24 protein-coding genes and 1 tRNA gene are annotated in these 23,263 nt (G+C 67.1%); 16 read left to right on the forward strand and 9 right to left on the reverse strand.

The genetic code is table 11. The features are described 5' to 3' along the window. Nucleotides 1-86: 86 nt before the first annotated feature. The 3 genes from BVE01S_RS05005 to BVE01S_RS05015 form a co-directional block, all read right to left on the reverse strand. Nucleotides 87-163, reverse strand: a tRNA-Arg gene (locus BVE01S_RS05005). Between the two features lie 172 nt (nucleotides 164-335). Beyond that, complete coding sequence (locus BVE01S_RS05010; RefSeq protein WP_066625052.1) at nucleotides 336-1,133, reverse strand: SDR family oxidoreductase; 798 nt, start codon at nucleotides 1,131-1,133, stop codon at nucleotides 336-338. Then, nucleotides 1,130-1,435 (reverse strand): 4a-hydroxytetrahydrobiopterin dehydratase, encoded by a 306-nt coding sequence (locus BVE01S_RS05015; protein ID WP_084375302.1) that lies wholly within the window; start codon nucleotides 1,433-1,435, stop codon nucleotides 1,130-1,132. The genes BVE01S_RS05010 and BVE01S_RS05015 overlap by 4 nt, the downstream gene beginning before the upstream one ends. 155 nt (nucleotides 1,436-1,590) lie before the next feature. Between BVE01S_RS05015 and BVE01S_RS05020 the strand changes: the two genes are divergently transcribed. From BVE01S_RS05020 to BVE01S_RS05035, 4 genes are read left to right on the forward strand one after another with little or no spacing between them, the layout of a single operon-like run. Then, nucleotides 1,591-2,292, forward strand: coding sequence for a Crp/Fnr family transcriptional regulator (locus tag BVE01S_RS05020; protein WP_055754686.1), 702 nt, complete (start codon nucleotides 1,591-1,593; stop codon nucleotides 2,290-2,292). 51 nt (nucleotides 2,293-2,343) lie between these two features. Continuing rightward, nucleotides 2,344-3,132 (forward strand): class I SAM-dependent methyltransferase, encoded by a 789-nt coding sequence (locus BVE01S_RS05025; protein WP_055754685.1) that lies wholly within the window; start codon nucleotides 2,344-2,346, stop codon nucleotides 3,130-3,132. Next, nucleotides 3,120-4,700 carry a 2-polyprenylphenol 6-hydroxylase gene (gene ubiB, locus BVE01S_RS05030; RefSeq protein WP_055754684.1) on the forward strand — a complete coding sequence of 527 codons (1,581 nt, stop codon included), beginning with the start codon at nucleotides 3,120-3,122 and terminating at the stop codon, nucleotides 4,698-4,700. Before BVE01S_RS05025 ends, ubiB begins: the two co-directional genes overlap by 13 nt. A 29-nt stretch (nucleotides 4,701-4,729) precedes the next feature. Beyond that, a complete protein-coding gene (locus BVE01S_RS05035) occupies nucleotides 4,730-5,200 on the forward strand; it encodes a hypothetical protein (protein WP_244878355.1) in 471 nt (156 codons plus the stop codon). Nucleotides 5,201-5,203: 3 nt separating this feature from the next. Here the strand turns inward: BVE01S_RS05035 and arfB are convergent, their stop codons facing one another. From arfB to BVE01S_RS05055, 4 genes are all read right to left on the reverse strand, one after another. Continuing rightward, nucleotides 5,204-5,608 carry an alternative ribosome rescue aminoacyl-tRNA hydrolase ArfB gene (arfB, locus tag BVE01S_RS05040; protein ID WP_017505001.1) on the reverse strand — a complete coding sequence of 135 codons (405 nt, stop codon included), beginning with the start codon at nucleotides 5,606-5,608 and terminating at the stop codon, nucleotides 5,204-5,206. Further along, entirely contained in the window at nucleotides 5,605-6,063 is a 459-nt protein-coding gene (locus tag BVE01S_RS05045) for a YaiI/YqxD family protein (protein WP_055809473.1), read from the reverse strand. Before BVE01S_RS05045 ends, arfB begins: the two co-directional genes overlap by 4 nt. A gap of 83 nt (nucleotides 6,064-6,146) precedes the next feature. Further along, nucleotides 6,147-7,487, reverse strand: a complete 1,341-nt coding sequence (locus BVE01S_RS05050; protein WP_066625057.1) for an amidohydrolase family protein — start codon at nucleotides 7,485-7,487, stop codon at nucleotides 6,147-6,149. After that, nucleotides 7,487-8,965: an amidohydrolase gene (locus tag BVE01S_RS05055; protein WP_066625060.1), complete on the reverse strand. Its 1,479-nt coding sequence runs from the start codon at nucleotides 8,963-8,965 to the stop codon at nucleotides 7,487-7,489. Before BVE01S_RS05055 ends, BVE01S_RS05050 begins: the two co-directional genes overlap by 1 nt. Nucleotides 8,966-9,100: 135 nt before the next feature. Between BVE01S_RS05055 and trmB the strand changes: the two genes are divergently transcribed. From trmB to BVE01S_RS05115, 12 genes are all read left to right on the forward strand, one after another. After that, nucleotides 9,101-9,817, forward strand: a complete 717-nt coding sequence (gene trmB / locus BVE01S_RS05060) for a tRNA (guanosine(46)-N7)-methyltransferase TrmB (RefSeq protein ID WP_066625065.1) — start codon at nucleotides 9,101-9,103, stop codon at nucleotides 9,815-9,817. 35 nt (nucleotides 9,818-9,852) lie between these two features. Further along, on the forward strand, nucleotides 9,853-10,347 hold the full coding sequence (locus BVE01S_RS05065; protein WP_066625068.1) for a DUF1993 domain-containing protein: 495 nt from the start codon (nucleotides 9,853-9,855) through the stop codon (nucleotides 10,345-10,347). Between the two features lie 139 nt (nucleotides 10,348-10,486). After that, entirely contained in the window at nucleotides 10,487-11,086 is a 600-nt protein-coding gene (rimP, locus tag BVE01S_RS05070; RefSeq protein ID WP_066555243.1) for a ribosome maturation factor RimP, read from the forward strand. Continuing rightward, the gene (nusA, locus tag BVE01S_RS05075) at nucleotides 11,086-12,819 is read left to right on the forward strand and encodes a transcription termination factor NusA (RefSeq protein WP_066625070.1); all 1,734 of its coding nucleotides are present in this window, start codon (nucleotides 11,086-11,088) and stop codon (nucleotides 12,817-12,819) included. The genes rimP and nusA overlap by 1 nt, the downstream gene beginning before the upstream one ends. Before the next feature lie 18 nt (nucleotides 12,820-12,837). Continuing rightward, nucleotides 12,838-13,497, forward strand: a complete 660-nt coding sequence (locus BVE01S_RS05080; RefSeq protein WP_066625073.1) for an RNA-binding protein — start codon at nucleotides 12,838-12,840, stop codon at nucleotides 13,495-13,497. A gap of 108 nt (nucleotides 13,498-13,605) precedes the next feature. Then, complete coding sequence (gene infB / locus BVE01S_RS05085; RefSeq protein ID WP_066625076.1) at nucleotides 13,606-16,638, forward strand: translation initiation factor IF-2; 3,033 nt, start codon at nucleotides 13,606-13,608, stop codon at nucleotides 16,636-16,638. Nucleotides 16,639-16,880: 242 nt separating this feature from the next. After that, the gene (locus BVE01S_RS05090; RefSeq protein WP_066625079.1) at nucleotides 16,881-17,306 is read left to right on the forward strand and encodes a DUF2141 domain-containing protein; all 426 of its coding nucleotides are present in this window, start codon (nucleotides 16,881-16,883) and stop codon (nucleotides 17,304-17,306) included. Nucleotides 17,307-17,329: 23 nt separating this feature from the next. Next, nucleotides 17,330-18,808, forward strand: a complete 1,479-nt coding sequence (locus BVE01S_RS05095; protein WP_066625082.1) for a carotenoid oxygenase family protein — start codon at nucleotides 17,330-17,332, stop codon at nucleotides 18,806-18,808. Nucleotides 18,809-18,873: 65 nt separating this feature from the next. Beyond that, nucleotides 18,874-20,028, forward strand: a complete 1,155-nt coding sequence (locus BVE01S_RS05100; protein WP_066625084.1) for an acyltransferase family protein — start codon at nucleotides 18,874-18,876, stop codon at nucleotides 20,026-20,028. Nucleotides 20,029-20,063: 35 nt separating this feature from the next. Continuing rightward, nucleotides 20,064-20,594 (forward strand): CHAP domain-containing protein, encoded by a 531-nt coding sequence (locus tag BVE01S_RS05105; protein ID WP_055754667.1) that lies wholly within the window; start codon nucleotides 20,064-20,066, stop codon nucleotides 20,592-20,594. Nucleotides 20,595-20,630: 36 nt separating this feature from the next. Next, entirely contained in the window at nucleotides 20,631-21,428 is a 798-nt protein-coding gene (locus tag BVE01S_RS05110; RefSeq protein WP_066625086.1) for a tryptophan 2,3-dioxygenase, read from the forward strand. 73 nt (nucleotides 21,429-21,501) lie between these two features. Further along, nucleotides 21,502-21,987, forward strand: a complete 486-nt coding sequence (locus BVE01S_RS05115; RefSeq protein ID WP_066625405.1) for a PA2169 family four-helix-bundle protein — start codon at nucleotides 21,502-21,504, stop codon at nucleotides 21,985-21,987. 114 nt (nucleotides 21,988-22,101) lie between these two features. Here BVE01S_RS05115 and rplS read toward each other — a convergent pair whose 3' ends face one another. Beyond that, nucleotides 22,102-22,524, reverse strand: coding sequence for a 50S ribosomal protein L19 (gene rplS / locus BVE01S_RS05120; protein WP_017505017.1), 423 nt, complete (start codon nucleotides 22,522-22,524; stop codon nucleotides 22,102-22,104). A 1-nt stretch (nucleotide 22,525) separates the two neighbouring features. After that, entirely contained in the window at nucleotides 22,526-23,251 is a 726-nt protein-coding gene (gene trmD, locus BVE01S_RS05125; RefSeq protein ID WP_017505018.1) for a tRNA (guanosine(37)-N1)-methyltransferase TrmD, read from the reverse strand. Nucleotides 23,252-23,263: the final 12 nt, after the last annotated feature.

The following is a 23,263-nucleotide window of genomic DNA, read 5'->3' on the forward strand; positions in this document are numbered from 1 at the left end:
ATTGTGTAGACAGGTTGTGTAGACATCGCCGCAAAACGGTCCCGCAGACGGTAAACCTGTAGCGTTTTCAATAGGTTTTGAGGAAGTGGCGCACCCGACAGGATTCGAACCTGTGACCTCTGCCTTCGGAGGGCAGCACTCTATCCAGCTGAGCTACGGGTGCGTCGGCCGGCGCGACGCCGGAACAGGCCGCTTACAGCATGGCGCAAGCGGCCTCAATCCCGAATGCGCGGATGACGACCGGATGGCCGCCATCAATCACCGACAAGGAAGGCCAACGGCCTCAAGCAGCGCGAAGCGCGATAGGCCCAAAAAGAAAGCAGTAGGGCGTCGCCCTACTGCGCCGTCATGCCGCCGTCGATCTTGAACTCGGACCCCGTGACGAACTTGGATTCGTCTGACGCCAGATAGAGGACGCAGTAGGCGACGTCGTCGGGTTCGCCGATCCGCTTCAAAGGAATGCCACGCGCGAGGCGCTCGTGCGCCTTGTCCTCGTCCCCGCCGGCCATGGCGATGAAGGGATCCAGGATCGGCGTCTTGATAAAGACGGGGTGGACCGAGTTGCAGCGCACGTTCCAGTCGGCCTTCGCGGCCTCAAGCGCCAGGGTCTTGGTGTACATCCAGACCGCCGCCTTGGTGGCGTTGTAGGCGCCCATGCCGGGGGCGGCCGCGAGCCCTGCGATCGAGGAGATGTTGATGATCGAGGCCGGAGCCGAGGCGCGCAGATGCGGCATGGCGTGTTTGGCGCCCAGCATGATGGAGCGCAGATTGATCTCGTACTGACGCTGCCAGTTCTCGATCGTGTCCTGCTCGACGAAGGCCAGGGGGCCGCCAACGCCGGCGTTGTTAACCAGCACCGACAGGCCGCCGAGATCGGCGACGGCGGCGGCGATCACACCTTCCCATTCGGCCTCGCTGGCCACGTCGTGGGCATAGGCGAAGGCGGCGTCCGGAATTTCCGCATTGATCCGGCTCGCCAAGGCCTGAGCGCGTGCGGCGTCGATGTCGGTGACGGCGACGCGGGCGCCCTCGCGGGCCAGCATGAAGGCCATGGCTTCACCCAGGCCGCCGGCCGCGCCGGTGATCAGGGCCGTCTTGCCGGCGACGCGGCCGGGACGCGCGGAGCCGCTCACGACTTCACCCCCATGCCGGCGGCGGCGCCGTCAATGAAGCGGGCCAAAGTCACGTCCTTGTCCGTCACGCCATCGGCGTCGTGGGTAGTGAGCAGGATTTCGACGCGGTCATAGACATTCGACCATTCGGGATGGTGGTCCATCTTGTCGGCCATCAGGGCGACGCGGGTCATGAAGCCGAAGGCCGCGTTGAAATCCGCGAACTTCAGCGTCCGTGTGATGGCCGGGCGATCGCCGTCATGCGCGCGCCAGGCGGGCAAATCCTTCAGCGTTTTCGCTACGTCAAGCCGTGTGTCGGTCATCGCGTTTCCTCTTTTTCTTTGGCGTAGGGCGCCTGATGGATGGCGGCAAGCGGCGAAGCCGCGCGGATCCGTCCAGGGAACCCATGGTCAAGCTTGTGCATTGATCGAGCAGCGATCGTCGCTCTTTCGCGTCATCGGTCGCCAGCGGGGTTAGGATGGAAAATCTCTGGATCGCCGCTCTCGATGCGGCCGACCGCAAGCGGATCGAACCGCATTTGAAAGAGCGCGAGATCACGCGCGGCCAAATGCTCTATGACGCCGGCGAGGCGGTCGATCAGGTGTGGTTTCCGATCAAGGGCGTGGTGTCGCTGATGACCATCCTGCCGGATGACAAGATGGTGGAGACGGCCGCCATAGGGCGCGAAGGCCTGATCGGCGTCACCTGCGGGCCGTTCAACGCCCGCGCCGCCAGTCGGGCCATTTCTCAACGCGACGGGATCGCGGCCCATTGCTCGGCCGAGGTGTTCGGCGAGGCGCTGGAAGACAGCGAGACGCTGCGCTCAGCCCTGTCGCGCTTCACCGAAGGCTTGATGGCGCAAGTGCAGCAGGCGGCCGCCTGCAACGCCCAGCATCGGCTGGACGAACGGTTGGCCCGCTGGCTGCTGATGCTCCACGACCGGGCCGAGGACGACCGGATCGATCTGACCCAGGCCGATATCGCCGGCATGCTGGGCGTGCGTCGCGCCACGGTGTCGGAGGTCGGCACGGTGCTGGAGCGCAAGTCGCTGATCCAACGGGGACGCGGCTGGGTCAGGGTCCTGGATCGCGACGGCCTGGAGGCGGCGTCGTGCGGCTGTTACGGCCTGATGCGCGACGTGATGAAGGATTTGAAACTGCCGCAGCCCGAAGCGGCCTGATCGGGTGTCTCATCGGATGACGGGGGCGCTGCGACGCGCTAGACGACGACTATGACCGACGCCTCCTCCCACGGCCCGCATTCGTCGGGTGATCGTTCCTCCTTCGGCTTTCGCGACGTGGATGCGCGCGAGAAGGTGAAGATGGTGCGCGGGGTCTTCGATTCCGTCGCCTCCAACTACGATGTGATGAACGACCTGATGAGCGTGGGCGTCCACCGCATCTGGAAGGATATCGCCGCCGCCAAGCTGAACCCGCGTCCGGGCGAAACCATTCTGGACGTTGCGGGCGGCACCGGCGACATGGCGCGTCGCTATTCCAAGATGGCGCGCGCAGCCCAGGAGCGGCGCGGCGGCGAGGACGCTAATGTCATCGTGCTGGACTACAACGCCGAGATGATCCTGGCCGGCGTCCACAAGGGCGGCGAACCGGAGATGCAGTGGAGCGTCGGCGACGCCATGAACCTGCCGCTGCCGGACGCCTCGGTCGACGCCTATTCGATCAGTTTCGGCATCCGCAACGTGGCTCATATCGACAAGGCCCTGGCCGAGGCGCGCCGGGTGCTGAAGCCGGGCGGCCGGTTCCTGTGCCTTGAGTTCTCGCGTCCCACGACCAGCCCGATCCGCAAGGTCTATGACGCCTGGTCCTTCCACGCCATTCCGCGCATCGGCGGCTGGGTCGCCAAGGATCGCGAAAGCTATCAGTATCTGGTCGAAAGCATCCGTCGCTTCCCCGATCAGAATACGTTCAAGGGCATGATTGAGGACGCCGGCTTCCGTCGCGTGTCCGTCACCAATCTGTCGGGCGGGATCGCCGCCATCCATCATGGGTGGGCGATCTGACCAGCCGGATCTATCGCACGGCCCCGCCGCCGCCCGCGACGGTCGCGGTCCAGAACCCGGTTGCGTCCTTCCTGCGCCTGCTGGGCTGGCTGTGGGTCTTGGCGCGTCATGACGCCCTGATCCCGCGCGAGGTGACCCATCTGCTGCCGGCCTGGACGCGGCCGTTCGCCCGGTTCGTGCAACTCTTCTCAGGTCGCGCTGGGCGTCAGGGTCGGCCGGGCCAGAGGCTGGGCAAGGCGTTCGAACATCTGGGCCCCGTGGCGATCAAACTGGGCCAGGTCCTGGCCACCCGCGCCGATATCTTCGGGCTGGAATTCGCGCGCGATCTTGGCCGGTTGAAGGACGCCTTGCCGCCCTTCTCTCTGGAAGAGGCGCGTCGCGAGATCGAGAAATCGCTGGGTCGTCCGGCCGAAAGCCTGTTCATCGACCTCAGCCCGCCGGTCGCCGCCGCCTCCCTGGCCCAGGCGCACCGCGCGACCCTGGCCGATGGGCGGGCCGTCGCGGTCAAGGTGCTGCGGCCGGGGGTCGAGCGGCGGGTCGCCAATGGCCTGGATTCGATGCGTCTGGCCGCCCGGCTGGTCTGGCGGCTCGTGCCGATGGCGCGGCGTCTGGAGCCGTCCGCCTTTGTCGAGACCATCGCCAACTCGCTGGATCTGGAGTTGGACATGCGGCTGGAGGCCGCCGCCGCCAGCGAGATGGCCGAGGTGCTGGCCAAGGACGGATATATGTCCGCGCCGGCCGTGATCTGGGACGGGGTGGGCAAGCGCGTGCTGACGCTGGAGTGGGCGCAAGGCGTGCCCATGACGGATCCGGCGCTGCTGGACCTGCCGGGATTGGACAAGGATCAGCTGGCCGACAATGTCGTGCGCGCCTTCCTGGTCCAGGCGTTGGATCACGGGGTGTTCCACGCCGACCTGCACGAGGGCAATCTGTTCGCCAGCGCGCCGGCCCATCTGACGGCGATCGATTTCGGCATCGTTGGGCGATTGGGCCCGGCCGAGCGGCGCTATCTGGCCGAGATCCTGTGGGGCTTCATCAGCCGCGACTACGACCGGATTTCGCGCGTGCATTTCGAGGCCGGCTACGTCCCGCCGCACCACTCGGTGGAGACCTTCGCCCAGGCTCTGCGCGCGGTCGGCGAGCCGGTGATCGGCCGCGCCGCCAGCCAGGTGTCGATGGGCCGGCTCTTGGGCCAGTTGTTCGAGATCACCGCCCTGTTCGAAATGCGGCTGCGGCCCGAACTGATCCTGCTGCAAAAGACCATGGTCTCGGTCGAGGGCGTGGCGCGGCGGCTGCAACCCGACCACGATCTGTGGAAGGCCGCCCAGCCGGTGGTCGAACGCTGGATCCGCCGCGAGCTGGGACCGCAGGCCCAGGCGCGTGACGCGATCAACGAAATGATCGCCGCCGCCCGCGCTATCTCGCGCCTGGTTCAGGAGCCGCCGCGCCCGGCGGCGGTGGTCATCGAAAAGTCGGGAACTCCGGCTTGGGTGACGGCTTCAGTCACGGTCGCGGTCATCGCGGCCCTGGCGGCCCTGGGCCTTTCGCTCTGGCCCTATCTGACTTGACCGGAGCTTTCGCTATGAAGCCGACCTTGATGAAGACCGCTATCGCAGCCGCCGTGCTGCTGGCGCCCATGCCCGCCTTGGCTCAGGCCGCCGCCGGCGCTGTGCCGAACGGCTTCGACCGCCCGGCTCAAGCCGCAGCGCCTCAAGCCCGCCCTGCCGCTGCGCCCGCAACGGCGTCTGCAACGGCGTCCGCCGCTCAGGCTCCCGACATCGCCCGTTCGGAGGAGGCGCTGCGCGCCGTGATCGCCAGCGCCCAGGGGACCGGCTTCGACTATTCGGATTTCACGACCGGCCTCGGAACCCAGATCCGTCAGCAGGAGGCCCAGGTGGTCCCGTTGATCAAGGGCTTCGGCGCCGTCAAGACGGTCGAATACGTCAAGCAGGAAGGCGAGGCCCAGATGTTCAAGGTCACCTTCGACAATCAGGTCACCGAATGGCTGATCGGCTTTGACGCCGAGGACAAGATTGCGGCCCTGCTGTTCCGCCCGGCCGAGCGCTGACCGTCAGTCCAGCGAAGGCTTGCCGCGGCCCGACTTGATCGAGGCGCGGGTCGTCTTGGCCTTGAGGCGGCGTTCCTTGGACGCCTTGGTCGGGCGTGTCGGCACGCGATAGACGGGGCGGATCGAGGCCTCGTCGACCATGGCCTGAAGCCGTTCGATGGCGTCGGCGCGATTGCGCTCCTGGGTGCGGTGACGCACGGCGGTGATCAGGATCACGCCTTCCAGCGTCAGCCGGCTGCCGGCCAGCTTCATCAGCCGCGCCTTGACCGGATCGGTCAGCGACGGCGAGTTCTTCACATCGAACCGCATCTGGACGGCGGTCGAGACCTTGTTGACGTTCTGCCCGCCTGGACCGCCCGCGCGGTAGAAGTGAAACTCAAGCTCGTCCTCGGGGATGACGGTGGTCATGTCGCCGCCTTGCGCGCCTTGACCACCGCCTGATCCAACGCCTGCAAGAAACGCGAACGGTCAGCGGCCGAGAACGGCGGCGGACCGGATGTGGCCACGCCCATCGACCGCAGATGCTCGCCCACCATCCGTCCGGCAAGGGCCGAGCCGATGGAGTCCGGGGTGAAGGGCTGGCCGTTCGACTTCAGCGCCTGTGCGCCCGACTTCAGACAGCGGTCCGCCAAGGGGATATCGGCGGTGATGACCACGTCGCCTACGCCCGCCCGCTCAGCGATCCAGTCGTCGGCGATGTCGGGGCCGGCGTCCACCACCACCTGTTCGATCAGCGGCTCGCGAGGAACCTGCATCCAGGTGTTGGAGACGACATAGGTCTTCAGCCCATAGCGGCGTGCGACGCGATACACCTCTTCCTTCACGGGGCAGGCGTCGGCGTCGATGTAGAGCACGGTGGGCATGGGCCTGACCTAGCGCGGACGCGGCCAATGAAAAAGGGCGGGACCGTCCGGCCCCGCCCTTTCCGTTCAGACCAAAGCGGTCCTTAGTTGCGATAGGCCGGCGGCATCGGCGTCTGCTGGCGATAGCGGTCGCGCAGCATCAGCGGGCGGCTGGTCAGGGGCTGTTCGACGCCATTGACGAACACGGCCGACGGCTGGCTAAGCGGCTCCAACGGATCGCCGGACCAGACCACGACGTCACCCGCTACGCCCGGTGCGATCTGGCCGAACTGCCCGGCCATGCCGAAGATCTTCGCCGGATTGACCGTCAGGGCGGCGATGGCGGCGCCATAGGGCAGGCCGTGCGAGACGGCGTTGCCGGCGTTGTAGCGGGCCTCGCGGGCGCGGTGGGTCGAGCCCTCGTTGCCCTTGATAGCGATCAAGACGCCCGCCGCGTCCAGAGCCGCTGCGTTTTCCGCCCGCGCCGCCCGCATCTCGAAATCGCTTGGCAGGTTGGAGATGGGGTTCAGCAGCACCGGCACGCCGGCCGAAGCGATGTCGCCGGCGACCAGCCAGCCTTCCTCGGCGCCGTCGAGGATCAGCTTGATCCCTTCCTCGCGCGCCAGACGCAGCACCTGCTGAATGTCCGAGGCGCGGTGGACGGTGACGATCAGCGGCATCGTCCCATTGGCGACGGGAATCAGAGCCTCGAGATCGGCGCGCGACAGGCTGAGGTCGCGCAGGCCCGCCCGCTCATAGGCCGACTTGTTGCGGGCATAGAGGCGGACTTCCGACAGCGTCTCCTTGAACAGGACGAACTGCGCGCCGCGCGCGCCTCCGGCGATGCCGGCTCCGGCCTCGCCGAACGGGGCGACCATGGCCACGCGCGGCTTGACCAGAATGTTCGAGCCTTGACCCAGATTGATGATCGCCGCCTGGCCCGCGAACAGGCCCGGCGTCTGATAGCCGCCGTCGCCGGCGCCGGCCGTCTCGTCCTCATGCACATGGCCGCCGGAAGAGCCGGGATGCTGGGGCACGACGATGGCGCGGGTGATGCCGCCCAGCCGCGCGACCGGCAGGGTGAAGGACCAGGGGTCAAGGCCGTACGAGATGTCAAAGGCGGCGCTGAGCGTATTGGCGCTGTTGCGCAGTTCGTTGGTGCCGCTGACCGAACTGACCTCGGTCCCGGCCAGGCCGGAATCCACGGCGACGAAACCAGGCGCGACGGTCTTGCCCGCCGCGTCGATGACGCGGGCGCCGGACGGCGCGCCGCCTGAGCCCACCGAGACGATCTTGCCGTCGCGGATCACGACCGTGCCGTTCTCAATGACGGAGTCGCCGGTCAGGATGCGTCCGCCGACGATGGCGACGGTTTCCTGCGCAAGAGCAGGGACGGCGAGAGACAGGGCCGCGACGGCGCCCGCGAGGATGTGAGACAGGCGCATCAGCGGGCTCCTTCCGTGACGTTGGCGGCGGTCAGGCCGTAGCCCGGCTGACCCAGTTCGAAGTCGCTGGTCGGCTGATAGGCGGGGTTGCTGCGATCAAAGGTCAGGGCGCCGTCGATGAAGACCTGATCGGCGCGGGCGTAGATCGAGAAGGGATCGGCGCTCCAGATCACCACGTCTGCGCGCTTGCCGGGCTCCAGCGACCCGGTCTGGTCGGCGATGCCGATGGCCTTGGCGGCGTTGGAGGTGATCCAACCGATGGCGTGTTCTTCGGAAATGTTCAGCCCGGCGCGGCGACCGGCCGACAGGGCGGCCGCGGCTTCCTGGTTGAGCCGTTGGGTCAGTTCGGCGTCGTCGGAGTGGATGACGGCGCACGATCCCTGCTGGGCGTCGACCAGGGCGGCGTTCTCCTCGATGGCGTCAAGGGCCTCCATCTTGAAGCCCCACCAGCCGGTCCACATGGCCGCACAAATGCCGTTGGCGGCCAGTTGCGGCGCCAGCTTGTAGGCCTCGGTCGCGTGGTGGAAGGTGGTGATGCGGTAGCCGAACTCCTTGGCCATATCCATCATCAGCGCCATCTCGTCGGCGCGGTAGCAGTGGTTCTGGATCAGGATCGACCCGTCCAGAACGCCCATCAGGGTCTCGTTTTGCAGATTGCGGGTCGGGGCGGCGCCTTCGCCGTCCTCGCGCCACTTGTCCCATTTGGCCTTGTAGTCGCGCGCGGCGATGAAGGCGGCGCGATAGCCGGCCATATTGCCCATGCCCGTCGCCGGGCTCTGGTTGCGCCCGCCATAGACGCGCGACGGGTTCTCGCCACAGGCCATCTTGACCGTATAGGGGGCGGCCGGGAACTTCAGGCCTTGCATGGTGATCGAGGGCACGTTTCGGATGGTCACGCCCCGGCCGCCGAACAGATTGGCCGAGCCGGGCAGGATGTGAAGCGTGGTCACGCCGCCGGCGCGGGCGGTGTTGAAGCCGGGGTCCTGGGGCCACAGCGAGTGTTCGGCCCAGACCTGGGCGGTGTTCGGGCTGGTCGCCTCGTTGCCGTCGCTCATGCCGCTGACGCCGGGCGACGGATAGACGCCCAGGTGGCTGTGCACGTCGATGACGCCGGGGGTGACATAGCGGCCGCGCGCCTCGACAACGCGATAGCCGGAAGGGATGGGGGTCGAGGCGTCGCCGACGGCGGCGATCTTGCCGTCCGTGACCACGACCACGCCGTTCTCGATCTTGCGATCCGTGCCGGTCAGGACGGTTGAGCCGACCACGGCGAAGTTCTCGCGCGGCAGGGGCTGATAGGTGGAGGGATAGGGATCCAGCGTCGTCGCGGGATCCAGACCGGCGGCCAAGGTCCGCTCCTTCGACGGTTTCGCGGCCGTATCATCAGGCGTCTCGCCGGTGGTGGCGCAGGCCGACAGGCCCAGCACGGCGCATGTAATGGCCGCGAGGCTGACGCCCCGCAGATGATGTCCGATCATCGAAATCCCTCTCCCGCAATGCGTCAGCCCCGACGCCGCTTGTGACCGGCATAGAAGGGCGTTCGGCCGCAACCGTCAAAAGGTTTCGGCGTTCGCTGGTGGACGCTTGGCCGCGCGACAGCTAACGGCAGGCGCATGAACGCCGATGACCGTCCCGAAGACGAAAACCCGCATCTCGACCGCCCGCTGCGATCGTTCGGCCGCATCAAGGCCCGCCCCATCAAGCCCCGCCAGGCGGCGCTGATGGAGACCCTGCTGCCCGAGATCGCCGTGCCTGATCCCAAGGCCGGGCCGCTGGACCCCAAGACGATGATGCCCGAGGCGACCGAGGTCTGGCTGGAGATCGGCTTCGGCGGCGGGGAGCATATGGCGGCCCAGGCGGCGACGCGGCCCGACGCCCTGGTGATCGGCTGCGAACCCTTCCTGAACGGCGTGGCCTCGGCCCTGCGCCATGTCGAGGAAGGTGATCTGAAGAATGTCCGCATCCACGCCGACGATGCGCGCGACGTGGTGGACGCCCTGCCCGACGCCTCGGTGGACCGGGTGCTGATCCTGTTCCCCGACCCCTGGCACAAGGCGCGTCACAACAAGCGCCGCCTGCTGCAGGACGAAACGGCCCAGGCCTTCGCCCGCATCCTGAAGCCCGGCGGAACCCTAAGGTTCGTCACCGATTGGCTGGACTACGCCGAATGGGCGCTCGAGCGGCTGAACCGCACGCCGGGACTGGAGCGGATCGGCTCCGCGGATCAGGACTGGTTCGTCCCGCCTGCCGATCACGTCGTGACGCGCTACGAAGAAAAGAAGCTTGGCGACACGACCCCGGTCTTCCTTGAATATCGGTGCGTCGATTAGCAGCTAAGGGGTCGTTCCAACCGGACCTGACCTCCATGGACTTTTCGATCTACGATGCCTCGGCGCCCGTCTTCGTGCGTACGCTGAACAATCTGTCGGCCTTGCTCGACAAGGCGCTTGCTCAGAAGTTCGATGAGGCGGCCCTGATGGAGGCGCGTCTCGCCCCGGACATGAACCCGTTCCCAGCCCAGGTGCGCACGGCGGCGTTTTCGGCGCGGGCCTGCGTCGCCCGGTTGGTCGGACAGGACTGGCCCAAGACGGACGATACCGAAGCGTCGTTCGCCGAGCTGAAGGCCACCATCGCCCTGTCCATCGCCTATATCGAAAGCGTGCCCCGCGATGCCTTCGAGGGCGCCGAGACGCGCGAAGTGGTGCTGAAATTCCCCGGCGGGCAGCACGAGTTCAACGGCGTCGATTATCTGACCGGGTTTGCGCTGCCGAACTTCTTTTTCCACGTCACCATGACCTACGCCCTGTTGCGCGCGGCGGGCGTCGAGATCGGCAAGCGCGACTATCTGGGGCCGCGCTGACGGCGGGTTTGATCGCGGGGGGCTGACAACCCCTTTCGGTTGGCCTATATGGCGCTCACATCGTTAGACCGGCGTCCAACGGCGTCGTTCCAAGCGGCGGCCCGGACGGACCGCCGCTTTTGTTTTGGATATTCGTCGCTTGCGCGCAAGAACCGCCCAGGATCGCCAACTGCTGGACCTGATCGACCCCATCGCGGAGTCGTTAGGCCTGGACGTCGTGCGCGTGCGCCTGATGACCGGCTCCAAACGTCAGCGCCTCCAGATCATGGCCGAGCGGCCGTCCGACCACGACATCTCGGTCGAACAATGCGCCAAGCTGAGCCGCGCGGTGTCGGAAGTGTTCGACGCCGCCGACCCCATCCCCGGCGAATATATGCTGGAGGTGTCGTCGCCCGGCATCGACCGGCCCTTGACCCGTCCCATCGACTTCGACCTGTTCGAGGGCGAAGAGGCGCGTCTGGAAACGGACCGCATGATCGAGGGCCGCAAGCGGTTCAAGGGCGTGTTGGCCGGCTATGAAGACGGCAACGTCCTGATCGACCTGGACGGCGAGGACGACACCGCCCTGATCCCCTTCGACTGGCTGAGCGACGCGAAGCTGGTCCTGACCGACGCCCTGATGAAACGGGGCGCCGCCATTCGCGCCGCACGCGGCGAACCCGAAGACGACGGCCTTCCCGAAGGGGAAGCCTCCGACCTGACAACCGACACCACGACCCCTTCTGAGGACAACGCCTGATGGCCGTCACCGGTATTTCCGCCAACCGCCTCGAACTGCTGCAGATCGCCGAGGCCGTCGCCCGCGAGAAGAACATCGAGCGCGAAATCGTCATCGAGGCGATCGAAGAAGCGATCCAGAAGGGCGCCAAGTCGCGCTACGGCGCGCATCACGACATCCGCGCCAAGATCGACCACAAGACCGGCGAGCTGTCGCTGACCCGTCACGTCACCATCGTCGAGGACGACTGGATGCCGGAAGACGAGCTGGAAGAGTTCAACGACAGCGCCATGGTGCGCCTGAAGGACGCCTCCAAGCGCGATCCGGAGGCGGTGGTCGGTAAGGAATACGTCGAGAACCTGCCGCCGTTCGAGTTCGGTCGGGTGCAAACGCAGATGGCCCGCCAAGTCGTGACCGGAAAGGTCCGCGAGGCCGAGCGCGCCAACCAGTACGAAGAGTTCAAGGATCGCGTCGGCGAGATCGTCAACGGCACGGTCAAGCGCGTCGAATACGGCAACACCATCGTCGACCTGGGCCGGGGCGAAGGCGTCATGCGCCGCGACCAATCCATCCCGCGCGAAGTGTTCAACATCGGCGACCGCATCCGCACCTACATCTACGACGTCCGCCCCGAGGCCAAGGGCCCGCAGGTCATGCTGTCGCGCGCCCACCCCGGCTTCATGGCCAAGCTGTTCGCCCAGGAAGTGCCGGAAGTTTATGACGGCGTGATCGAGATCCGCGCCGCCGCCCGTGACTCGGGTTCGCGCGCCAAGATGGCCGTCCTGTCGAACGACAGCTCCATCGATCCTGTCGGCGCCTGCGTCGGCATGCGCGGCTCGCGCGTTCAGGCGGTCGTCGCCGAGCTGCAGGGCGAGAAGATCGACATCATCCAGTGGAATCCGGACGAGCCGACCTTCATCGTCAACGCCCTGGCCCCCGCCGAAGTCTCCAAGGTCGTGCTGGACGAAGAAGCCGGTCGCGTCGAAGTGGTCGTGCCGGACGAGCAGCTGTCGCTGGCCATCGGCCGTCGCGGCCAGAACGTCCGCCTGGCCTCGCAGCTGACCGGCTGGCAGATCGACATCATCACCGAGGCTCAGGACTCCGAGCGTCGTCAGCGCGAGTTCGCCGAGCGCACCGGCCTGTTCCAGGAAGCCCTGGACGTCGACGAAGTCATCGCCCAGCTGCTGGTCACCGAAGGCTTCGCCACGGTCGAAGATCTGGCCTACGTCGATCCGTACGAAGTCTCCGAGATCGAAGGCTTCGACGAAGAGACCGCTGAAGAGCTTCAGGCCCGCGCCCGCGAATATCTGGACAAGAAGGCCGCCGAGCTAGACGCCAAGCGCGTCGAACTGGGCGTCGAGGACGGCGTGCTTCAGGTGCCGGGCGTCACCCTGCCCATGGCCGTCGCCCTGGGCGAAGGCGGCGTGAAGACGGTCGAGGATCTGGCCGACCTGGCCACCGACGAAATCCGCGGCGGCTATGAAGTCAAGAACGGCGAGCGGGTGAAGGTCCCCGGCGTGCTGGAAAGCTTCAACCTGGCGCAGGAAGACGCCGAGCTGCTGATCCTGCAGGCGCGCGTGGCCGCCGGCTGGATCGACGCTTCGGAACTGCCGCAGCCCGAGCCGGAAGAGTACGAAGAAGAGGGCGACTACGCCGAGGGCGAATACGATCCGGACCAGGTGTTCGGCGACGCGCCTGCCGAAGACGACACGGCCGAGGGCGAAGAGTCCGACGCCGAACCGTCGAACGCGTGATGGGAGACCTGGCCACATATGAGCTTGCGCGACGCAACGATCGATAGGGAACGCCGGGACCTCGTCTCTCACGAGGTCATGGACGAATCTCGCCTGATCCGTTTCGTCGCCGGGCCCGATGGCCAGGTGGTCCCCGACCTGGGCAGGAAGCTGCCCGGACGCGGCCTGTGGGTCGAAGCCAGCCGCACCTCGGTCGAGGCGGCGGTCAAGAAGAACGGCTTCACCCGCGCGGCCAAGACCAAATTGACCGCCCCGGCCGACCTGGCCGATGTCATCGAACGGCTGCTGGCAAGGCGCTGTCTCGACCAGCTGGGTCTTGCCCGGCGCGAAGGCGTTCTTATATCCGGCTTCGAGAAAACCGCGGCGAGCCTGCGTGCGGGCAAGGCCGCCTGGGTGCTGGAAGCCGCCGATGGCTCGGCCGACGGGCGCGGAAAGATCCTCGCCCTGGCCCGTCATCAGACCGCCAAGATCTGCGGCGCGTTCACGGCGGACGATTTGAGTTTGGCCCTTGGGCTGGAAAATGCGATACACGCCGTCCTGCTTGCGGGCGGACGCGCCGATCGCTGGACCATCGAGGTCGAACGACTGGCTGGATTTCGGCCGCTTCGCCCCCCTCACTGGGACGTTTCCAGTGTCGAGGACGGATCGGCGGGAGCACCCCCGACAGGGGCGAGCTGAGGATTTTAGCGGCCGATGGCCTGTCTCCAAGGGCGGAGACGGGCTCACGGTCGTTCATGGGTATTAGATGAGGACGGCGGGCCTTTCCGCCCCGAGTAAAGCGACCGGATGAGCGACGAAAACGACAAGACCAACCAAGGCCAGGGCAACACGGGCGGCACGCCGTCCCAGACGGGGCCGCGCGCTCCGCTGAGCTTGAAGCCGCGCGTTGTGGGATCGGTGCCGACCGGCACCGTGAAGCAGAGCTTCAGCCATGGCCGATCCAAGACGGTGGTGGTCGAGACCAAGCGCCGCGCCGGCGCCGGCGGACCGCAACGTCCGCAGGGCTTCGATGTCGCGCGTCCTCAACAGGCCGCTCAGGCGCCGCGTCCGCAAGGTCCGCGTCCGTCGCAACCCGCCGGCGGCGCCCTGTCGGCCGAGGAGCAGGAAGCCCGCCGTCGCGCCATCGCCCTGGCCACGCAAGCGAACGCCGCCAAGGCTGACGCAGCCGCCGCCGCCAAGGCCGCCGCAGACGCCGCAGCCCGCGAACAGGCCGCCGCCACCGAACGCGCCGCCCAGGCCGCTCGCGACGAGGCCGCCGCCGCCAAGGCCGCCGCAGAAGCTGCACGCGCCGAAGCCGCCAAGCTGACGGCGGCTGCGCCTGTCGCGCCGGCCAAGCCCGCACCCAAGCCGGCCGCGCCCGTGGCCGCCGCGCCTGCGCCTGTCGCGCCGACCCCGGCGCCCGCGCCTCCGGCCCCGGCTGCGCCCGCCCGTCCGGCCGCTCCGGCCCGCCCGGTGGTCAACTTCGGCCAACGTGTGCCCAAGCCCGGCAATCCCCAACGCGCCGCACCCGAGCGTCCGGCCTTCGGCGGCCGTTCGGCCCGCGAGCAGGCGATGGGCGGCGGCGATCGCGCCTATTCGGACCGCCCCCAGAGCGATCGCCCGCAAGGCGACCGTCCGCAGGGCGCCCGTCCCGGACCTGGCGGTCAACGTCCGCAAGGCGCCAAGCCGGCCGAGCCCGTCCGCTATTCGGCCCTGAATCCGCGTCCGGCGCCGGGCGCCGCCCGTCCCGGCGGCGCGCGCACCGGCCCTGGCGGTCGTCCGACCCCGAACGCCCCGCCGGCGGAGGCCAATGTTCTGCGTCCGGCCCGTGCGCCCGGCGCCGGCTTCGGTCGTCCGGCCGGTCGTGACGACGATCGCGAGAAGCGTTTCTCCGACGCCGGCAAGGCCGTCAGCCGCACGCGTGGCGAGCCCAAGCGCCGCGAAGGCCGCATGACCATCCAGTCCGTGGTCGGCGACGGCGACGCCGCCGAGCGGATGCGCTCGCTGGCGTCCGTTCGCCGTGCTCGCGAACGTGAGAAGGAAAAGCGCAAGGGCGGCTCGACCGATGCGCCCAACCGTCCGCGTGAAGTCGTCATTCCCGACGTCATCACCGTGCAGGAGCTGTCCAACCGGATGGCCGTGCGCGGCGTCGACATCATCAAGTTCCTGATGAAGCAGGGCCTGATGATGAAGATCAACGACGTGATCGATTCCGACACCGCCGAACTGGTGGCCGAAGAGTTCGGCATGGCCGTCAAGCGCGTCTCGGAATCCGACATCGAAACCGGCTTCCTGGGCGAGGCCGACGATGCGGACGCCTCCGACACCCGCGCGCCGGTCGTGGCCATCATGGGCCACGTCGACCACGGCAAGACCTCGCTGCTTGACGCCCTGCGCACGACCGACGTCGCAGGCGGCGAAGCCGGCGGCATCACCCAGCACATCGGCGCCTATCAGGTTCGCCTGCCGGACGACCAGAAGGTCACCTTCCTGGACACCCCGGGCCACGCCGCCTTCTCGGCCATGCGGGCGCGCGGCGCCAATGTGACCGACATCGTGGTTCTGGTCGTCGCCGCCGACGACGGCGTCATGCCGCAGACCATCGAAGCTATCCAACACGCCAAGGCGGCCAACGCGCCCCTGATCGTGGCGGTCAACAAGATGGATAAGCCCGGCGCGACGTCGCAAAAGGTCGTCAACGAGCTGCTGCAGTACGAAGTCATCGCCGAAAGCCTGGGCGGCGAGACCCAGATCATCGAGGTCTCGGCCAAAGAGCGGATGAACCTCGACGGCCTGCTGGAAGCCATCCTGATCCAGGCCGAGGTCATGGACCTGCGCGCCAACGCCGATCGCTCGGCCGAGGGCGTGGTCATCGAGGCCAAGCTGGACAAGGGTCGCGGTCCGGTCGGCACCGTCCTGGTCAAGCGCGGCACGCTGAAGCGCGGCGACATCGTCGTCGCCGGCGGGTCGTGGGGCAAGGTTCGCGCCTTGCTGAACGAGCGCAACGAGCAGCTGACCGAAGCCGGTCCGTCGGTTCCGGTCGAGATTCTCGGCCTGGACGAGGCGCCCTCGCCGGGCGACGTCTTCGCCGTGGTGGAATCCGAAGCCCGCGCCCGCGAGCTGACCGAATATCGTCAGCGGGTGAAGCGCGAGAAGGCCCAGGTTTCGGGCGGCTCGGTATCGCTGGTCGACATGATGGCCAAGCTGGGCTCCAAGAAGGCCTCGGAACTGCCGGTCGTCATCAAGGCGGACGTGCAGGGTTCGGCCGAAGCCATCATGGGTTCGCTGGACAAGATGAGCACCGACGAGGTGCGCGCCCGCACGGTCTATTCTGGCGCCGGCGGCATTACCGAGAGCGACGTCAACCTGGCCAAGTCGGCCGGCGCGCCGATCCTCGGCTTCAACGTCCGGGCTTCGAAACAGGCGCGCGATCTGGCCGAGCGCGAAGGCGTCGAGATCCGCTACTATTCGATCATCTACGACCTGCTGGACGACATCAAAGGCGTGCTGTCCGGCATGCTGGCGCCGTTGCAACGCGAAACCTTCCTGGGCAACGCCGCTGTCCTTCAGGTGTTCGACATCTCCAAGATCGGCAAGATCGCCGGTTGCCGGGTGTCGGAAGGCGTGGTCCGCAAGGGCGCGCGCGTCCGCATCATCCGCGACGACGTCGTGGTGCTGGAGCTGGGCACGCTCAACACGCTCAAGCGTTTCAAGGACGAGGTCAACGAGGTCACGGCCGGCCAGGAATGCGGCATGCAGTTCCAGGGCTTCCAGGACATCAAGGAAGGCGACTATATCGAGTGCTTCACGGTCGAAGAGATCAAGCGCACGCTGGACTAGTTCCTCGTCGCGAGCACGAAGAGACCAAGGCCCGGAACTCAGGTTCCGGGCCTTTTCTTTTGAGGCACGGACAAGATGCGTTCGAAGTGTTCGTTCGCGCTTCGCCAACGCCCATGCCTGTGCATTCGCGAACGGCGGCCGTTCATCGCCGCAAGCGCGGTGGTGAAGGGCAGGGGACGACGGCACGGTCCGGTCATTGAGGGCCGGTCGTCGGTCCTCTCACCGACACAGGATACGCCGTCATGAAGACTGTCGCCGCCATCGCTCCCGTTCTCGCTCTCGCCGCCGCCCTGACAGCCGCGCCCGCCTTCGCCGCCGACCTGACCGTCGCCTTCCCGAGCGCCGCGCCCCAGGGCCAGATCATGCTCGCCGTCTTCAACAGCGAGGCCAACTATGGCGGCGAGGGCCAGCCGGTCCAGGTCGCCATGCTGGATGCAGCCGGCGGCCAGACCAGCGTGACCTTCGATGGCCTGCCCGACGGCGACTATGCGGTGCGCGCCTTCCACGACCTGAACGGCGACGGCAAGATGAACACCAATCCCTTCGGCATGCCGGTCGAGCCCTTCGCCTTCTCCAACAACGCCGTCGGCAATATGGGGCCGGCCTCGTGGGAACGCGCCAAGTTCGCCGCCGCCGGCGCCACGACCCAGTCCATCGACCTGAAGTAAGCGACGAAAGCCGGAGCTCGATCATGATCCCCTCACGCCGTTCCTTCCTGATGAGCGCCGCCGCCCTCTCGGCCGCCGTGGCCACGCCCGAGATGGTGCGCGCCGCCGCCGCCCTGGACGCCGTCGCCGCGACGAAGGCTGACTGGGCTTTGGCGACCCAGGACGTCGAAGGCGACATCGCGCGCCAAACGATGCGCCTGGTCCACGGCCGAGCGCCGGCGGGGCTGCAGGGCGCGCTGTATCGCAACGGACCGGCCAAGTTCCGGCGGCCAGGCGGGTCGGCAACCCACTGGTTTGACGGCGACGGCATGATGCGCGCCTTCCGCATCCAGGACGGCCAGGCGACGCTGGAAGCGCGGTTCGCCGACACGCCCAAGCGCCGCACGGAGACGGAGTTGGGTGCGGTGGTTACGCCGGGCTTCGGCACCAAGGGCGACGGGCGGGCTCGCATCGGCTCGAACGACGACGCCAATGCCGCCAACACCGCCGTCATGGTCGCCGGCGATCAGGTCTGGGCGCTGTGGGAGGCAGGATCGCCCCTGGCCCTGTCGGCGTCGGACCTGTCGACGCGCGACTTCGTCACCCTGCGTGACGACCTGAAAGGCATGCCGTTCCAGGCCCACCCGCGCTACGCTCCCGATGGCTCGATTTGGAACGTGGGGTCGGCGGGCGGTCAGGTCGTCATCTGGCGCCTGCGCCCGGATCGCTGCCTTAGCGACGCCCAGGTCGTGCCTCTGCCGCGCGCCAGCTATATGCACGACTTCACCGCCACTGACCGGCACGTGATCCTGGTGCTCCAGCCTTGGGTGTTCGCGACCCACGCCATGCCGGTGACCGCAGGCCTGGCCTGGCGACCCGAGATGGGGACGCAGATCCTGGTGTTGGACAAGGACGACCTGTCGAAGCGCCGCCTTTATGAGTTGCCGGGCTTCTTCCATTTCCACCTCGGCGACGCCTGGGCCGAGCGCGACGGCACGATCCGCTTCGATGTCGCGGCCAGCGGCGATCCGCGCTTCGCGGTCGATGGCGCGCGGGTTCTGGTGGACGGGCATGGGGTCGTTCCGGGCGATCCGGCGAAACTGGCGCTGATCACCCTGCGGCCAGACGGCCGGGCCGACATGACCTACAGCCATGTCGTCGGCGAATTCCCGAAAGCGGACCCGCGTCGTGCAGGACTGAAGCGCGGCCTGACCGCCCATACCTCCGGCGAGACTCACGGCCGGCCCTTACCGACGGGACTGGCGGTCCACGACTGGGACAGCGGTCGCTCGCACGCCTTCGAGTTCGGCGTGCATCAGGTGGTCGAGGAGGCGGTCTTCGTGGCCAAGCCCGGCGCGACGGCGGAACGGGACGCCTGGCTGGTTGGACCGTCGGTCAATCTGAAGGACGGGCGGACGGAACTGCACGTCTTCGACGTGGCGCGGATCGAGGACGGCCCGGTCGCGACCTGGCAGGCGGACGTGGCCCTGCCGGCCGGCTTCCACGGCGTGTGGGCAGGATAGGCCGCCCGGGCACAACCTTTGCGGGCCTTCACGGTTCGAAAAGGCTGACGTGCCAATGTGAGACCATGACCCCCGTCCAGACGCCCGCCGACCTTCGCCCCATCACCGCCCTGCGCTTCGGCGCGGCCATGTGGGTCGCCGTCTACAGCTTCTGGGAAAACCTGGCGGGCGCCGGTCAGTCGGGCCTCGTCGCCAAGGGCTATCTGGGGGTCGAGCTGTTCTTCGTCCTGTCCGGCTTTATCCTCAGCCACGTCTATCTGGCGGCGGCGGGCGAGAAGCGGTTCTCGTATCGCGGCTTCCTGTGGGCGCGGATCGCGCGCGTCTATCCGCTGCATATCGCCACCCTGATCGGCGTGGGGCTGCTGGCGGCCGCCGCCCTGTTCGCCGGTATGAGCGTGGACGCCAATGTGCTGAGTTGGGCGTCGCTGCCCGCCAACCTCTTCATGGTCCACGCCTGGGGGCTGGCGCCGGTCGCGGGCTGGAACCATCCGTCCTGGTCCATTTCTGCGGAGTGGTTCGCTTACCTCTGCTTCCCACTGTTCGCCTTCGTCTTCTGGCGCCTGCGTCATCGGCCGATCGCGGCGGTGGTCGGGGCTGCGGCCTTCCTCGTCATCCTCTATTTCGCGTTCGAGCAATTGGCCGGCTTCGCCTTGACCGAGGCGACGATCCGCTGGGGCGCGCTCAGGATCGTGCCGTGCTTCGCCTTGGGCTGCGCTCTCTATCTCGTTTATCGCCGCGCGCCGTTGAAGGCGCCGTGGCTGTGCGCCGCCGTCTCGTTCGGCCTGATGGTGCTCAGCGCCGCGCTCGGGCTATGGGACGGCGTCACGGTTCTGCTGGCCGGCGCCCTGATCCTGTCGCTGGCCTCGCTGCCTAACGAACGCGCCGGATGGCTGGCGTCAAAGCCGGCCGTCTACCTCGGCGAGATCAGCTATTCGGTCTATATGGTCTGCGTGCCGTGGAAGCTTCTGGCGGTCGGTTTGGCCGCCAAACTGTTCGACACGCCGGACAAACAGCTTCAAATTTTCGTGTGGTTGGCGATCCTGGCCCTTCTGCCTGTTGTCGCCGCCGTCTCCTATCATCTCGTCGAACGCCCGGCGCGCAAGGCTCTGAGAGACATGGCCGACAAGCGCGCCAAGCGTCACGACAAGATTTCAGAAGGAAATATGAAGCACGGCGATATGCCGAAACAACTTGCGACGGGGCGTGATCCCGTGGCCTAAAGGGCGCTTCCAAAGGCGGGTCGGGATACCCCAGCATGACGAAACGGCTCAAAGCCGCCGCGGTTGCGGCGACCCTCGGTTTTTTTGCGCTGGGCGCCGTCCCCTCCACCGCAAAGGCTGATGAGCCCTACTGGCAGTGCGTGACCTTCGCTCGCATGTTCTCCGGCATCAACATCTTCGGCGACGCCTGGACCTGGTGGCGTCAGGCCGCCGCCAACTTCCGCACCGGCAAGGCCCCGGAAACCGGCTCGGTTCTGGTCTTCCGCCCCGAGGGCCGCATGAGCCGGGGCCACGTCGCCGTCGTCTCCGACATCCTGACCGACCGCGTCGTGCGCGTGACCCACGCCAACTGGGGCGGCAGCCGCGGCAAGGTCGAAGAGAACGTCACCGTCGTCGACGTCTCGCCCTCCAACGACTGGTCGCAGGTCAAGGTCTGGTACAATCCGATCAACGACCTGGGCACAACGGTCTATCCGACCTACGGCTTCATCTACAAAGGCGCCCGCGACGCCTTCGACGCCGGCCGTCAGATCGCCGCCAACGTCTCGGCCCAAGGCCAGCACTAAGCTTGCACCGCCCGCCATCGCGGGCGATAGGCGGGCATGACCCAATCCAGCGACATCACCTACGCCGGCTATCTGGCGTTGGACGACCTGCTTTCGACCCAGCACCCGCTGTCGGACCAGCACGACGAGATGCTGTTCGTCGTCATCCATCAGACCAAGGAACTGTGGCTCAAGCAAATCCTGCATGAGACGGCCCTGGCTCAGTCGATGGTGCGCGCGGGTGACCTGGTCCCGGCCTACAAGAGCCTGGCGCGCGTGAGCCGCATCCAGGCGGTGATGACCCACAGCTGGGACATTCTGTCGACGATGACGCCGTCGGACTATCTGCGGTTCCGAGGGTCGTTGGGGTCATCGTCCGGCTTCCAGAGCGACCAGTTCCGACGTTTCGAGGCCATGCTTGGCCTCAAGGACGCCAGCTTCCTGAAGTTCCACGAAGACCGCCCCGAGGCACTGTCCGCGCTTCAGGCCGCCATCGCGGCGCCTAGCCTTTACGATGACGCCCTGGCCCAACTGGCCAAGGCCGGTCTGCCGGTGCCCGCCGAGGTGCTGAACCGCGACGTGACCAAGCCCTATGCGCCGTCCGAAGCCGTCGAGGCGGCCTGGCTGGAGGTCTATCGCGACACGGAACGGTGGTGGGTCCTGTATCAGTTGGCCGAGAAGCTGGTCGATCTGGACGACGCCCTGCTGACCTGGCGGCACAAGCATGTCGTCACGGTCGAACGCGTCATCGGTCGGCGTCGCGGCACGGGCGGAACGGAAGGCGCCGCCTATCTGGCCTCGACCCTGACCAAGCGCTGCTTCCCCGAGCTGTGGTCGCTTCGCACCAAACTTTGATGTCGCAGGCGGCAACCTTCGCCGCGCCGGACCATTTCGCCGTTTGACCGCAACAGCGGAAGGAATGGACGAGATGAGCAATCCCAACGCCCACGACATCAAGGTTCTGAACGGCCTGATCGAAACGACGCTGGACAGCGCGGACGGCTATCGCGAAGCCGCCGAACAGACGCAAGACCCGCATTACCGCACCCTGTTCGAGCGCCGCAGCAGCGAACGCCAGCAGGTCGTCGACGAGCTGTCGGCCGCCGTTCGCGGCCTGGGCGGCGATCCCGAGTCCGATGGATCGATCCTGGCCAAGGCCCACCGCGCTTTCCTGGATGTGAAACACGCTTTGCTGCGCAACGACGATTCCGTCGTCGGTTCGATCAACTCGGGCGAGGGGTTCATCGCCAACAAATATGAAAAGGCGCTGGAAGACACCGGCATTTCCGCCACCACGCGCGAGACGATCCGGCGGGCCTATGCGGCGGTCAAGACCGAGCATGAGCAGATGGAAGCCCTGAAACACAGCCTGGAAGGCCAGCGCGACGCGGCCAACCCCTTGTTCCCGCAGTAATTCCGGACTGACGGATTTGAAAAAGGCCCCGGCGTCACCGCCGGGGCCTTCGTCATTTGATCGTCTAGCCCACGCTCAAGCAGCGCGAAGCGCGTTAGCGCACCACAAAGTGGCCTAGGCTTCTTCGGTCTTGGCGGCCGAACCGGTTTCCGGAACGACGACGCCCTTGGCGGGACGGACCGTCTGGCGCTCGGCGATACGGGCCGACTTGCCGCGACGATCACGCAGGTAATAGAGCTTGGCGCGACGCACGACGCCGCGGCGCTTCACTTCGATCGACTCGATGTTCGGCGACAGGATGGGGAAGCGGCGCTCGACGCCTTCGCCGAACGAGATCTTGCGGACCGTGAAGGTTTCGCTGATGCCGCCGCCGTCACGGGCGATGCAGACGCCTTCGAAGGCCTGAACACGTTCGCGCTCGCCTTCCTTGATCTTCACGTTGACGCGCAGGGTGTCGCCGGGCTGGAATTCCGGGATTTTGCGTTCGCCCAGGACGCGGGCTTTTTCTTCGGCGTCCAGCTGTTGAACGATGTTCATGTCATTTCTCCTCGGGCTTTGCGCCCTTTAGCTGTGAATTGGCGAGATGCGCCTGCCAGAGGTCCGGCCGCCGCTCCCGCGTAGTCGTCGCCCGCTGCGCCTCGCGCCATCCCGCGATCTTCTTGTGATCGCCCGACAGCAGCACCTCGGGTATCTCAAGCCCCTCGAACGTCCGCGGTCGCGTGTACTGCGGGTGTTCCAAAAGCCCATCCTCGAAGCTTTCGGACGACAGGCTGTCGCCTGAGCCGAGCACGCCGGGGATCAGTCTTACGCACGCCTCGATCGCGACCATCGCCGCCGCCTCGCCGCCGGCGAGAACCGCGTCTCCGACCGAGACCTCCTCGAACCCGCGTGCGTCCAGCACCCGCTGATCCACCCCCTCGAAACGGCCGCACAGCACGACGATCCCGTCGGCTTTCGCCCATTCCTTGACGCGCGCCTGGGTCAGGGGTCGACCCCTGGCGCTCATGTACAAAAGCGGCCGTTTCGGTCCCGGCAGGCTATCCACCGCCCGGGCCACCACGTCCGCCTTCAGCACAGCTCCCGGGCCGCCACCCGCAGGGGTGTCGTCCAGGAAGCCGCGCGTATCTGTGGAAAAGGCGCGAATGTCAACCGTTTCCAGGCTCCACAAGCCCTTCTCGCGCCAGGCCGTGCCGATCAGCGACACGCCGAGCGGGCCCGGAAAGGCCTCGGGAAACATGGTCAGGACGGTTGCGGTAAAGGGCATGGCGGCGGCTCT

The organism is Brevundimonas vesicularis NBRC 12165 (assembly GCF_001592205.1).
Lineage (GTDB): Bacteria > Pseudomonadota > Alphaproteobacteria > Caulobacterales > Caulobacteraceae > Brevundimonas > Brevundimonas vesicularis.

Excerpts from the sequence above, each read along its gene's own strand:
- BVE01S_RS05015 (WP_084375302.1), bottom strand. The coding sequence starts at position 1,435 with ATGACCGACACACGGCTTGACGTAGCGAAAACGCTGAAGGATTTGCCC.
- BVE01S_RS05020 (WP_055754686.1), top strand. The coding sequence starts at position 1,591 with ATGGAAAATCTCTGGATCGCCGCTCTCGATGCGGCCGACCGCAAGCGG.
- BVE01S_RS05025 (WP_055754685.1), top strand. The coding sequence starts at position 2,344 with ATGACCGACGCCTCCTCCCACGGCCCGCATTCGTCGGGTGATCGTTCC.
- BVE01S_RS05035 (WP_244878355.1), top strand. The coding sequence starts at position 4,730 with ATGAAGACCGCTATCGCAGCCGCCGTGCTGCTGGCGCCCATGCCCGCC.
- arfB (WP_017505001.1), bottom strand. The coding sequence starts at position 5,608 with ATGACCACCGTCATCCCCGAGGACGAGCTTGAGTTTCACTTCTACCGC.
- BVE01S_RS05045 (WP_055809473.1), bottom strand. The coding sequence starts at position 6,063 with ATGCCCACCGTGCTCTACATCGACGCCGACGCCTGCCCCGTGAAGGAA.
- BVE01S_RS05050 (WP_066625057.1), bottom strand. The coding sequence starts at position 7,487 with ATGCGCCTGTCTCACATCCTCGCGGGCGCCGTCGCGGCCCTGTCTCTC.
- BVE01S_RS05055 (WP_066625060.1), bottom strand. The coding sequence starts at position 8,965 with ATGATCGGACATCATCTGCGGGGCGTCAGCCTCGCGGCCATTACATGC.
- trmB (WP_066625065.1), top strand. The coding sequence starts at position 9,101 with ATGAACGCCGATGACCGTCCCGAAGACGAAAACCCGCATCTCGACCGC.
- BVE01S_RS05065 (WP_066625068.1), top strand. The coding sequence starts at position 9,853 with ATGGACTTTTCGATCTACGATGCCTCGGCGCCCGTCTTCGTGCGTACG.
- nusA (WP_066625070.1), top strand. The coding sequence starts at position 11,086 with ATGGCCGTCACCGGTATTTCCGCCAACCGCCTCGAACTGCTGCAGATC.
- BVE01S_RS05080 (WP_066625073.1), top strand. The coding sequence starts at position 12,838 with ATGAGCTTGCGCGACGCAACGATCGATAGGGAACGCCGGGACCTCGTC.
- infB (WP_066625076.1), top strand. The coding sequence starts at position 13,606 with ATGAGCGACGAAAACGACAAGACCAACCAAGGCCAGGGCAACACGGGC.
- BVE01S_RS05090 (WP_066625079.1), top strand. The coding sequence starts at position 16,881 with ATGAAGACTGTCGCCGCCATCGCTCCCGTTCTCGCTCTCGCCGCCGCC.
- BVE01S_RS05095 (WP_066625082.1), top strand. The coding sequence starts at position 17,330 with ATGATCCCCTCACGCCGTTCCTTCCTGATGAGCGCCGCCGCCCTCTCG.
- BVE01S_RS05100 (WP_066625084.1), top strand. The coding sequence starts at position 18,874 with ATGACCCCCGTCCAGACGCCCGCCGACCTTCGCCCCATCACCGCCCTG.
- BVE01S_RS05105 (WP_055754667.1), top strand. The coding sequence starts at position 20,064 with ATGACGAAACGGCTCAAAGCCGCCGCGGTTGCGGCGACCCTCGGTTTT.
- BVE01S_RS05110 (WP_066625086.1), top strand. The coding sequence starts at position 20,631 with ATGACCCAATCCAGCGACATCACCTACGCCGGCTATCTGGCGTTGGAC.
- BVE01S_RS05115 (WP_066625405.1), top strand. The coding sequence starts at position 21,502 with ATGAGCAATCCCAACGCCCACGACATCAAGGTTCTGAACGGCCTGATC.
- rplS (WP_017505017.1), bottom strand. The coding sequence starts at position 22,524 with ATGAACATCGTTCAACAGCTGGACGCCGAAGAAAAAGCCCGCGTCCTG.
- trmD (WP_017505018.1), bottom strand. The coding sequence starts at position 23,251 with ATGCCCTTTACCGCAACCGTCCTGACCATGTTTCCCGAGGCCTTTCCG.